Origin of the sequence: Vibrio splendidus, assembly GCF_001557875.1 — a bacterium.
GTDB classification, from domain to species: domain Bacteria; phylum Pseudomonadota; class Gammaproteobacteria; order Enterobacterales; family Vibrionaceae; genus Vibrio; species Vibrio splendidus_F.
On record NZ_LNRF01000001.1, the window covers coordinates 1,715,281 to 1,726,784 of the forward strand.

Here is an 11,504-nt window from a genome sequence, read left to right on the forward strand (position 1 = left end):
CAAAAGGAGCCTTAATATGTTCTTTAACCGTTTTCTCAAACCTTTCCTTGTGATTGGCGGCTTAGTTACAATGTACGCAGGGATTTATGCAATTAACCCTGAAACTGCGCTGCTTGATATGAACAACCTACCCTACGACTCTAACTATGTGTTTTTGTTCAGACACTGGGGAATCATGGTTGGGTTAATGGGATTCTTTATTGCAGCTTCAGCCTACGTACGCCGCTGGAGGGAATCAATCATCCTGTACTCGTTTCTCGAAAAGCTCTTTATGGTGTATCTGTTCGTTTCGAATTTTTTCAATCCAGAAACAGCACACTTGAACGCCAGTTTCATCCCGTTCGCCATTACAGACATCACCATCTGTACCTATACTCTTGGTTACTGGTACGAAAACTACAAGATCAGAAAAAATGTGAGCGCTTAGGCTAAGAAAAGCCTTGTTACTCAAAGACTGTTGTTCAAGCGCTCCACATATTGTCTAGGCGTCAGACCTCGATATTTCTTAAACATCCGGTTAAAACTCGCGACGTTGGTATAGCCTAGCCTCGTCGCGACTTCTTCTATCGGCACTGAATACATCAAAAGTTCTACAGCCACGTTACTTAACGCATACCCCATAACGGTAGAAAAGTTGACACCTAATTTATGTAATCGACGTTGAAATTGCTGCTCAGATAAACCGAGTAAACTTGATACTTTATGTAGCGTTGGGAGTCCGAAATGGCGACTGTAATTGATCATCTCATAGGCCACCTTATGCTCATCAGCGGCATCGGGCATGTTAAGGTAATGATCTAAGTCATGAAAGTTCATCGCCAAGCTCATCTTGCCAACTGAAGGGGATTGGTTGATCGACAATCTCAAATTGCTTGGTATCCAAATCTCAGTTCGTGGTTGTCCCCATTGAATGTTGCACCCAAAGTACTCTTGATAGAGTTGAGTGTTTTCTCGATAACCAGCGATAGACACAGCTGCCGGGGTAAAATCGCCTCCTAAATAACGTCTCAATATCTTCATCATAAAGATGGCGACTCGAATAGAATCATGGACTTTGCCCGCCTCGTTATAAGCAGGGTTGTCGTAACACCACTTGATAAATTTTCCAACTTGAGTGCCATAGAGAAAGGCGCCAGATTGCAAACAGTGCAGTCCAATGTTAACTCGGCGTATGCTTGAAGCCAGATCGCGCCCAGAGAAAAACCAATTAGAAAGAGGACCTAACCTTTCAATATCGACTCTATCAGCGAGTTTCAAAATAATATCGGAGTCACCAGTTTGGTGCTGAAGTAAGCCATACCATTTATCCACCTCACTGACAGGAATAAGATTCATCGGATTATTAAATACCGACCTGGGAATGCCTAATTGCTCGACATTCACGAGCTTATTGGTCATCGCATGTTGGTAAATACCCAAAATTCCTAATGCTCTTAAGAAGTTACAATTATTCATTAGCCACCATACTTAGAAGTCACCATTACAGATCAAATCATATTGGCACCATTATTAAAGTAATTGGTAAATTTTCAACCTCTAAATCTGATATCAATCACACTCGGCGCTCAATTTAACCTAGGGTTTATCAATGAGTTTAGTCAGTGTCCCATTTGTCGGAACCGGCGCAGATACCGCACTACACGTAGTGGCAGGCGTTGTGTTAATCGCAACCATCGCTGCTGCATGTTACGGCTTCTGGCGTGTGCATGAATTACCAATCAATAAGGCTCACAGTAAAGAGCATCAACAACTCGGTTTGATCACCGCATTAACATGGATTGGTTTTGTATGGCACTGGGTATGGGTACTAGCCGTTATCTTAGCCTTTGTTGACATGGAAAAAGCCATCATCAATCTAAGAGATACCTGGAAATCACCAGTAGTACCTAGGGACAAAGCAACTTCCGACAAGCAAGATGAGGAGAGCCAAGCATGTTAGAAGGCTTAGCAATTTGGGCACTGTTCATTTACTTACTCAGACTTGTTGGTATGCCTTGGAATAAAGGCACCAAGGCATTTGCATATCTCGGTGGTACATCGTGGTTACTATTTGTATGGGTTGGCCTACTCAACTTCACTCCGATGGACTTATCAGGAGGCTCTGTCGTTCAATCCCCACATATCCAATTACGTCCAGATTCAACTAATGTGTCGGGTAAAACCACCAAAGTCCACATCCACCCGAATCAAGATGTAACTGAAGGACAGCTAATTTATGAAATTGATGACACCAAGTATGTCATCGCAAAAGACAAAGCTAGCGTTCAGCTTGAGTCTGCAGAGGTTGCGCTCGATACAGCACGCCAAGAAGTGAGCATTGCTAAAATAAGCTATCAATCGGCACTTGAAGACATAAAGGCTTCAGTCGCGCAGATAGAATCAGCAAAGACAGACTTAGTGCTGCAATCAAAGACGCTTGATCGTTACCAGAAGCAAAACAGTGTCGTAGAACATACGATTACTGAAACTGACATCGACCAACAAACAGCGAAGGTAGACTTAGCGACACATAACGTCACCACATTAGAATCTCAGCTTAGCAAGAAAGAAGTCGATGCCGAGAATGCGAAATTAAACATCCACAAAGCTGAAACCAATGTGAACAAGAAACAGACTGAGGTCGATTCAGCGAAGGCAACATTAGCGCAAGCTCAGTGGGATCTTAACAGTACCAAAATCACTGCACCAACTGACGGCTTTGTGACGAACTTTATTCTTCGTGAAGGACAGCGTGTTTCGTTAATGCCACGTATTCAGATGTATACCGAAGAAAAGTACGTACTAATGCGAGTCAATCACCAAGCGATTCGTAATATTAAGGTGGGTCAACCAGCAGAATTTGCAACAGCGGTATACCCGGGGAAAATATTTTCTGCAACGGTTGAGGGTATCGTTGAAGCAACGGGAGAAGCACAAGCGAGCTTGCTAGGTATAGATGAACAAGTACGTGTCACTACTGGTCGAAACGTTCAGAACAAGCACCACTTTGTTCGTTTAAAAATCGACGAAACAGAGGGCTACGATATTCCAGTTGGTTCTGTCGGGTTAGCGTGGGTAAGCGGTGAGAAGCCGATCGGTTTTATGGCATTCCTAGACGTAATACGCGGAATAATCATTCGGATGAAGTCTCAGTTGTACTTCTTCTACTCTATCTAAACACCTTCATTGGTAGAAAAATACAAAGCCCGTGTGATCAGGTATCACACGGGCTTTGTCGTCACTTAAACCTAAAATGAGAGACTTGAAGCACAAAGAAAAGCTAATAGCTAATAGCCAAAGAATTAACTCTTCTTTCAACCATCACCAAACCACCACAAATTGCAAAATGCAGTTGCAAAACGCAAAGTGGAAGTACTGAAACGCGAATAAATAGCCCAAATACGCACCAAATTGCTATAAAACAGACAATAAACAAGATTATTAGAGTTGGCACACTAACTGCAATATAACTATTGACCCTTCTTAAGCCGAGGGTCACCTAGCCAACTGACGTTGTTAGTGAACCTATTATTGTTCACGAAATATATAAGCCAATTGCGGTTATTGCGATTGGCTATTTTTTTACCTGCAGTTTGGTCAACCGCTCCCCTTTCGATACAGACACCCATTCAAACGCATAATAATCAACATTCATAGCCAACCCTAAGCAGCAGATACCCAATTCGATATAGAAAACGTTTTCTATTTATTTTTTTGAAATAAATAGAAAAAATAACCCTATGTTATATAAGACAATTAGTGCAATAACTGATTTTAGAGCACCTTTATTGACAAAATTAGCATTGACTACGTGATTTATATCACCATAATGCGCACGTTTGCCTGCAATACGGCGACCGTTAAATTTAATTTTGATCATTTGCGGAGGTAAAAAATGGCTGCTGATAATAACTACAGTCTAGGGCCGGTTCCTACATCGGCTAGGAAAGGAGTCGCTTCACTCACCATGGTAATGCTTGGGCTCACTTTCTTCTCTGCAAGTATGTGGACCGGTGGTTCACTCGGGACAGGCCTTTCATTCAACGATTTCTTCCTCGCCGTTCTCATCGGTAACCTAATTCTCGGTATTTACACTTCTTTTCTTGGCTACATCGGCTCATCTACTGGCCTCTCTACTCACCTTCTAGCTCGTTTCTCTTTCGGAACCAAAGGCTCATGGCTCCCTTCTGCTCTACTTGGCGGTACACAAGTCGGTTGGTTTGGAGTAGGTGTGGCAATGTTCGCGATTCCAGTACAAAAAGCGACTGGCATTGATACCAATACCCTGATTATCGTATCTGGCTTACTAATGACTGGGACCGTGTACTTCGGTATCAAAGCGCTCATGGTGCTTTCAGCGGTCGCCGTTCCTGCCATTGCCATTCTTGGTGGTTACTCAGTATTAACAGCAGTAGATAGCGTTGGCGGTTTAGAGCAGCTACAACTTATCAAACCAGAAACACCAATGGACTTCTCTATGGCCCTAGCAATGGTTGTCGGTTCGTTTGTAAGTGCGGGTACGTTGACTGCCGATTTCGTTCGCTTTGGTAAAAAGCCAGCAAGCGCAGTATTGATTACTATGGTCGCATTCTTTATCGGTAACTCACTGATGTTCATCTTTGGTGCTGCTGGCGCTGCCGCAACTGGCCAAGCTGACATTTCAGACGTCATGATCGCGCAGGGTCTACTTCTTCCAGCTATCATCGTGCTTGGCTTGAATATCTGGACGACCAATGAAAATGCACTTTATGCATCAGGTCTGGGTTTATCTAACATTACAGGTCGCTCAAGTACTACAATGTCTATCATTAACGGCATTATCGGTACGATTTTTGCGCTTTGGTTATACAACAACTTTGTAGGTTGGTTAACCTTTCTTTCGCTGGCAATCCCACCCATTGGTGGCGTAATCATCGCCGACTTCTTCGCGAATCGTAAACGTTACAAAGATTTTGCAAATGCAGAGTTCCAAACCGTTAACTGGGCTGGCATTATCGCGGTAGCAACAGGCGTAGCCACTGGTCACTTCCTACCTGGCGTTGTTCCTTTAAACGCAGTATTAGGCGGTGCAATCAGTTACCTCGTGCTAAATCCTCTATTGAATAAAAAAGCTCTGAAATCTCAGGCCGCTTAAGGACACACTATGACAACCTTATTAATCAAGAACGCGAAACTTCAAGACCAAGAGGGCTTGAAACAAATCCTGATTGAAAATGGTCAATTTTCTCGCATTCTCGATAATGACGCACAAATTAACCATCAAGGTGACATCCTTGATGCTGAAGGTGGCATTGCAGTATCTCCTTTCTGTGAACCGCATATCCACCTAGATACTACTCAAACAGCTGGAGAACCTAACTGGAACATTTCTGGCACTCTGTTTGAAGGTATTGAGCGTTGGGCTGAGCGTAAAGAACTACTATCAATTGAAGACGTAAAGTCTCGTGCGAAGCAAACACTGAAATGGCAAATTGCTAATGGTGTTCAACACGTTCGTACTCACGTTGACGTGTCTGATCCTACCTTAGTTGCATTAAAAGCGATGGTTGAAGTTCGTGAAGAGATGAAGGAGTGGGTCGACATTCAGATCGTTGCATTCCCTCAAGAAGGCATTCTTTCATACCCTAATGGCAAAGAGTTACTTGAAGAAGCAGTGAAGATCGGAGCTGATGTGATTGGCGCTATCCCACACTTTGAATTCACTCGCGAATACGGTGTTGAATCGCTGCATTATGTATTTGAACTTGCACGTAAATACAACTGCTTGATCGACGTTCACTGTGATGAAATCGACGACGAGCAATCTCGTTTTGTTGAGACACTTGCAGCCCTTGCTCATAAATTTGAAATGGGCGAAAAGGTCACCGCTAGCCACACTACTGCGATGGGTTCATACAACGGTGCTTATGCCTCTCGCCTATTCCGTCTATTGAAGATGTCTGGTATCAACTTTGTTGCGAACCCGTTAGTGAACATTCACTTACAGGGTCGCTTTGACGATTACCCAAAACGTCGTGGCGTAACACGAGTTAAAGAGATGCTAGCGGCAAACATCAATGTGTGTTTCGGCCACGATGATGTGTTTGACCCATGGTACCCACTAGGTACAGCGAACATGCTTCAGGTACTACATATGGGGCTGCATGTAACACAAGTGATGGGCTACGACCAAATCAACAACTCGCTTGATCTGATCAGCAATAACTCCGCTCGCACGCTGAACATCCAAGACAACTACGGTATTGAAGTAGGTAAGCCTGGTAGCCTACTGATTCTTCCTGCTGACAATGGCTTTGATGCAGTACGTCGCCAGGTACCAGTGCAGTACTCTGTGCGTCACGGTAAGGTGATTGCAGAGACTCAACCAGCTAGAACAAAAATTAACTTAGATCAGACTGAAGATATCAACTTTAAGCGTTAATATCGTCTATACTAATCATGAAAAGGAGGCTTAGGCTTCCTTTTCAGTTTGTCATGGCGCGTGATTTTATAAAACCATCAGCTATTTTAGGTGGTTTTTGTTAACCAGCACAACATGACAAAAAAACTCGCTGATTTCTCAATCAATGAGTGTACAACCGGAAAGACTGTGTTAACATGCACTCGCTCTGTTAGCCGGAGTTATTTAAGTTAGATGAATAGTAAAAAATGACATGTAAAATCGTTACCCGTTTTTGTAAGTAGTTTTTCCTTATTTCTTAGCAATATTAAATAATTCAATTATCAGCGCATTGCAGTAATGCAATCAACAATTTAGAAAATTTATGAATAAGGGACAAATTATGTCTAACACAAATACTGGCACTGTAAAATGGTTTAACGAAGAGAAAGGTTTCGGTTTCATTTCTCAAGACAACGGCGGTGCTGACGTATTCGTACACTTCCGTGCAATCGCTTCTGAAGGCTTCAAAACTCTGAAAGAAGGCCAAAAGGTTTCTTTCGAAGTTGAAAACGGTCAAAAAGGCCTACAAGCAGCAAACGTTGTTGCTCAATAATTAGCTTTTAGCTAAAAAGAATTTTAAAGCGCTGATTTTTATCGGCGCTTTTTTGTATCTGTCGAAAAGTTTTCGATACTCCCTTTCCGTTGATAACTCCCTCTACCACACTCTTCAATCTCTAGCCCCACCCTATTTCAAACAACTACACTTTTACTCATCAATTTAAAGCGTCATTTTCTGAAATCATTGCCAAGCTTTAGTGTTCATATTTACATCGATGATACAAAGTGAATAACCAAAAATATATTTAAAGAACAACCCTTTAGTTCTTACATATGAATACGCAATCGATATTCATAATAAAAATGAGTCATTTATCCAATCCTCATCCATTAATCATATAATTTTTAAAGCAAATACCTGCGAAATCCGCTAACCTTGTCGACAAGTGGCTTTAGTTATTTTGGTATCTGCAGTAAAAATAATGAACAAAGACGAATTTCAGAAATCCACCGCAAATCTAAAAAAAGCGGTGCCTCTTATGATGAAAAACAGGGTGTCTACTACACCTGCAAATTACGCACTTTGGTACACCTATGTCGATAACGCTATCCCACAGCTGACTCAAGACATGGACGGTGTTTTAGAACACTACGGTATTTGCCCTCCAGCCGTTGGTGAGCAGCTATATAACAATTATGTTGCTAGTAAATCCGAAACAAATATCAATGACCTTCGCGCTAATTTGGAACTGTTAGTTTCTGAAGTTTCGAATTCGATGAACGACACCCTGACCGACACCTCTGCATTTTCTGACATGATCGATAAAAGCTTTGAAGATTTAGCTCGTGTTGATAATGAGAGTTTATCGATCGATGAAGTCATGTCTTTGGTTCGTCAACTGGTTTCTGAATCACGTCACATTCGTCACTCCACTCAGTTTTTAAACTCTCAGCTAAACTCTGCAACGTCAGAAATCACCAAGCTTAAAAGCCAGCTGGTAGAAGTACAGAAAGACGCACTCTTTGATAGCACTACGACACTCTATAACCGACGCTCTTTCGATCGAGATATTGAAACCTTGTGCGAAGCGCAGCAATCTTTGTGTTTGATTCTTCTCGATATCGACCACTTTAAAAACTTCAACGACACCTATGGCCACTTGTTTGGCGATATGGTTCTTAAAGGAATTGCTCGTAAGCTGAAGCTAAGTTGCCGAGAAGGTATCTCTGCTTATCGATTTGGCGGTGAGGAGTTCGCACTCATAGTGCCAAACAAGTCTTTGCGTATTGCCCGTCAGCTCGCAGATACCAATCGTCGATCTTTTGAAAAGCTGTCAATTAAAGATCGCCGCAGTGGTGAACAAGTCGGCAGCATCACCGCATCGTTTGGGGTTGCTGAACTTGAACCCGGCGAATCAGCACAATCGTTGATCGAACGTGCGGATAAACTGCTTTACGAAGCAAAATCACTTGGTCGCAATCGAGTCATGCCTCTTTAGCTTTATTACTGACACGACTTAACTAAAGGCAGTGAAGCATTCATCGACATACGTTTAAAAAGAACAACAAAAAGCGCCCAAGACTAACTAGTACGTTAATCTTGGGGGCTTTTTTGTCAGCTATATGTATTGACTTATTACTTAAAGGGTTAAGACTCTACAGCGAGCGAAAACCTACTTTGTGGCACTAAAGCTGATAGCAGTAATTCAGGCAGTAGTCTTCACCACTTTTTGCTCTGAACTCTTTATCTTCGCTGCATGCCTTTGGTTTACCCTTTGCGTCACCTTGAATCAAACTGATCCAGTGGCGCATTGCTGCAATGGTCTCTTCGCGCATTGTAGTCGTAGCTTCCATTGGTGATTGGCCGAATGTGGTGCATGATTCTAACTGAATATCATCAATCTCCACCAACTCGATGCAACCCGTCCCTTTATGGCAGCCAAACATCACCTCTAAGTGGCTGCCACTGCCATCTCGGAATAAGATTGAATCTGGGTCATTCTTCTCCCCCATGTACGCTACAAACTGTTTAGGGTGCTTTAGGCCACTATGCTGGCCATCTTTAAAGTAAGCCATGATATGACGGTAATCGACTACATAGCTGGTTACGTCTTGGTGTGAGCCATTCTCCAGTGGGAATAGTCGATCAAGCAGCTGTTTTGCTTTAACTTGCTTCTCAGTTTGTTGGTTGGCACTGATTGTCTCCACGGCAAAGACAGCTTCAGCGATAAATGGCTTTGATTGTTTTTGGATTTCTGTTTTATCGAATGTCAGCATATTCATAGTCTTTCCCTCTTGACCAGTCCGGTGAAACTCACCGATTTCTACAGCGAAAATGTGTCCTAGAGCAATTATTCCAAACTAACGTTTAATTTATTTGTCATTTTGTGAATTGCTTAGTTTGTAGATTAGCGCTTTTTTTCATACAATTTCACAACAAAAATTTTACAATGTGAATTTTACAAATATGGCCTTGTCAAAAAGTTTAGTTCGTCAGTCACATTTCCTAGGTACGAAAATACGTAACCTTAGAAAACGTAACCATTTAACGATGGAAGACCTGTCTGCGCGTTGTATTAGGATCAACCCAGAATACGCACCTTCCGTTTCTTACCTTTCAATGATTGAACGTGGAAAGCGGGTCCCAAGCATCGATATGCTAGAAGTGATTGCCCAGGTCTTTCAGAAGAACCCAACGTGGTTCCTCGACGATGAATCGGAACAACAAGCCATTGCACCTGATAAAGGGAATCGGGGGGGAATAAGTGGCATGGCACTTGAACCGAGCTTCCTTTTCTCCAACGACATTCTTCAAATCGCGATTCCTGAGATGCTTTCGCAAACGGGAATCTCCGGTCGCCAGTTTGCGCATCTATTGATTCGGGCACACCAAGAGAGCAACCAGAACCACTTCCCTGACCTTGAGCGAGCTGCAGAAGAAGTTGGTCTAAAACGTCTTAACCTCAGCGTCGAAGACCTCATAGACATCGCTAGAAGCCTAGGAATCAACATCCGTTGGGTAACGCGAACACCGCAAGACGTAGTTGATGAGCTCGGTATTAATGCCAAGCAACTGGTTACTTCATTCTTTGAGCCTCCGGGTACAATCTTCTTAAACGAGATTCTTAAAGAGTATCCAACTCGCCTGAAATACGACCTCTCGGTTTATATCGGCCATTGCATTTTGCATAGCAAAGAAGGATTAAAAAGTGTGTTGTCGGTAGGTAACAACAATACATGGGACGACAACCAGGTTTCAGGCTCTTCTCAGCTGAACTCCCAAGACATTCTTCAAGCATGGCGAGACTTCGAATCTAGCTTCTTTGCTGGAGCACTGCTGTGTCCAAAAGTCCCATTTAGACAGTTACTCGACCGCACTGGTTACGAAATCGACGTTCACAAAAGAGCAGGGGTTTCCCCCTCTGTTGCAATGCGCCGAATGACAGTAGTATCGCCCTATCCTCACTGGCACTACTTTGATGCTTACGGGCCTGGGAAGCTCAAGGCGGTATACCGCGGGAATGGGATTCCACTGCCTTGGGGAAATATGAGAACGGTCGCTGACCCATGTCAACATTGGGCTGTGTTCCGTCGATTATCGGAGCCTCGAGCGGGAAGCTCGGCTCAAATCTCCATTTTAAATGTGGGAGACGAGCCAAGAATCTACTGCTGTGAATCCATCAATATGACGGATCCTGCGGGTAACAATCGTGTGTTGTGTGCTGGTATAGATCTCAACCCTGCGATTGATGCTCAAGGCGGTAATTCAAGAGACATAGCAGAGCAGCTAAAAGCATCATGTGTTAACAATGGTGGCTCTGTGGCTATCCCGCGCAACATCAAGAAAGATCTCACGACAATAGCCAAGATTCTAAATATAAATTGGATTGAACGTGGGATAGAGACAGAGGCTAGGCTTATCTGCTCCAGAGGGGGAGAATGCCCACGCCAACCAAGCTGTTACTCGAAGTGTGGTGAGTGTTAGAAGCAATACTGGTGGGAGCATGATAAGTGCATTATCGTGCTCGCTTATTTTTGCTTTGGTTAGCTGCACTTAATAACAATTAATAAAAAGTAAAACCAACAAGTAGAACCTAGAATCCAGGCAAAAAAAAACCAATCACAATAAGGGTGATTGGTCATATATTTTGTGTGAACAAAAAAGGTTCACTAACAACGTCAGTTGGCTAGGTGACCCTCGGCTTAAGAAGGGTCACCTTTACTAATGCAGTATGCGTGCCAACTTTAAAAACACGTATTTACTACGCATCTGGACACGTATTAGTCGTAAATACTTATTTGTTTTGCAAACTGAAATTGCAAATTGCAAAAAACAACAAAAACGCTAGTGATTATGTTGTTATTAATAAATTATTAAAGATTCATTCCCCTTCCCCAAATTGCCGAATTTCCCTTGTGTTCAATCACTTTAAACAGCAATAAACCTCTCCTGAGTTACAAATCAACGCCCATAAAAAAACGCGAACATTGAAATTCAATATTCACGCTTATTTGAGTTAGATAGCAGAAAGTCCCGAATCAACGAGAACTCTCCTAAAAAGCACTCTCGTTATTGGACCTTTAT

Annotated in this window: 10 protein-coding genes; 8 read left to right on the top strand and 2 right to left on the bottom strand. The window is 42.7% G+C overall.

Annotated features, from left to right (window positions below; all coding sequences use genetic code 11):
- Positions 1 to 16 precede the first annotated feature (16 nt).
- Positions 17 to 427, top strand: a complete 411-nt coding sequence (locus tag ATB74_RS07265; protein ID WP_060981647.1) for a hypothetical protein — start codon at positions 17 to 19, stop codon at positions 425 to 427.
- Positions 428 to 447: 20 nt separating this feature from the next.
- On the opposite strand, the gene ATB74_RS07270 is transcribed toward ATB74_RS07265, so the two are convergent.
- Positions 448 to 1,455: an AraC family transcriptional regulator gene (locus tag ATB74_RS07270; protein WP_061017584.1), complete on the bottom strand. Its 1,008-nt coding sequence runs from the start codon at positions 1,453 to 1,455 to the stop codon at positions 448 to 450.
- 133 nt (positions 1,456 to 1,588) lie between these two features.
- On the opposite strand from ATB74_RS07270, the gene ATB74_RS07275 reads away from it, so the two are divergent.
- The 6 genes from ATB74_RS07275 (at position 1,589) to ATB74_RS07300 (ending at position 8,418) form a co-directional block, all read left to right on the top strand.
- On the top strand, positions 1,589 to 1,939 hold the full coding sequence (locus ATB74_RS07275; RefSeq protein WP_061017585.1) for an MFS transporter: 351 nt from the start codon (positions 1,589 to 1,591) through the stop codon (positions 1,937 to 1,939).
- A complete protein-coding gene (locus ATB74_RS07280) occupies positions 1,933 to 3,156 on the top strand; it encodes an HlyD family secretion protein (protein WP_061017588.1) in 1,224 nt (407 codons plus the stop codon). Before ATB74_RS07275 ends, ATB74_RS07280 begins: the two co-directional genes overlap by 7 nt.
- A gap of 718 nt (positions 3,157 to 3,874) precedes the next feature.
- Positions 3,875 to 5,113, top strand: a complete 1,239-nt coding sequence (codB, locus tag ATB74_RS07285; protein ID WP_061017590.1) for a cytosine permease — start codon at positions 3,875 to 3,877, stop codon at positions 5,111 to 5,113.
- Between the two features lie 9 nt (positions 5,114 to 5,122).
- Positions 5,123 to 6,400, top strand: coding sequence for a cytosine deaminase (locus ATB74_RS07290; protein WP_061017591.1), 1,278 nt, complete (start codon positions 5,123 to 5,125; stop codon positions 6,398 to 6,400).
- A gap of 361 nt (positions 6,401 to 6,761) precedes the next feature.
- A complete protein-coding gene (gene cspE, locus ATB74_RS07295; RefSeq protein ID WP_004730009.1) occupies positions 6,762 to 6,974 on the top strand; it encodes a transcription antiterminator/RNA stability regulator CspE in 213 nt (70 codons plus the stop codon).
- A 427-nt stretch (positions 6,975 to 7,401) separates the two neighbouring features.
- The gene (locus ATB74_RS07300) at positions 7,402 to 8,418 is read left to right on the top strand and encodes a GGDEF domain-containing protein (protein ID WP_061017594.1); all 1,017 of its coding nucleotides are present in this window, start codon (positions 7,402 to 7,404) and stop codon (positions 8,416 to 8,418) included.
- 187 nt (positions 8,419 to 8,605) lie between these two features.
- On the opposite strand, the gene ATB74_RS07305 is transcribed toward ATB74_RS07300, so the two are convergent.
- Positions 8,606 to 9,202: a malate synthase gene (locus tag ATB74_RS07305; protein ID WP_017076609.1), complete on the bottom strand. Its 597-nt coding sequence runs from the start codon at positions 9,200 to 9,202 to the stop codon at positions 8,606 to 8,608.
- 169 nt (positions 9,203 to 9,371) lie between these two features.
- On the opposite strand from ATB74_RS07305, the gene ATB74_RS07310 reads away from it, so the two are divergent.
- A complete protein-coding gene (locus ATB74_RS07310) occupies positions 9,372 to 10,904 on the top strand; it encodes a DUF3612 domain-containing protein (RefSeq protein ID WP_081090077.1) in 1,533 nt (510 codons plus the stop codon).
- The last annotated feature ends 600 nt before the right edge of the window (positions 10,905 to 11,504 follow it).

What these genes read in the sequence shown, in the direction of transcription:
- ATB74_RS07265 (WP_060981647.1), top strand. Translation starts at nt 17, where the DNA reads ATGTTCTTTAACCGTTTTCTCAAACCTTTCCTTGTGATTGGCGGCTTA.
- ATB74_RS07270 (WP_061017584.1), bottom strand. Translation starts at nt 1,455, where the DNA reads ATGAATAATTGTAACTTCTTAAGAGCATTAGGAATTTTGGGTATTTAC.
- ATB74_RS07275 (WP_061017585.1), top strand. Translation starts at nt 1,589, where the DNA reads ATGAGTTTAGTCAGTGTCCCATTTGTCGGAACCGGCGCAGATACCGCA.
- ATB74_RS07280 (WP_061017588.1), top strand. Translation starts at nt 1,933, where the DNA reads ATGTTAGAAGGCTTAGCAATTTGGGCACTGTTCATTTACTTACTCAGA.
- codB (WP_061017590.1), top strand. Translation starts at nt 3,875, where the DNA reads ATGGCTGCTGATAATAACTACAGTCTAGGGCCGGTTCCTACATCGGCT.
- ATB74_RS07290 (WP_061017591.1), top strand. Translation starts at nt 5,123, where the DNA reads ATGACAACCTTATTAATCAAGAACGCGAAACTTCAAGACCAAGAGGGC.
- cspE (WP_004730009.1), top strand. Translation starts at nt 6,762, where the DNA reads ATGTCTAACACAAATACTGGCACTGTAAAATGGTTTAACGAAGAGAAA.
- ATB74_RS07300 (WP_061017594.1), top strand. Translation starts at nt 7,402, where the DNA reads ATGAACAAAGACGAATTTCAGAAATCCACCGCAAATCTAAAAAAAGCG.
- ATB74_RS07305 (WP_017076609.1), bottom strand. Translation starts at nt 9,202, where the DNA reads ATGAATATGCTGACATTCGATAAAACAGAAATCCAAAAACAATCAAAG.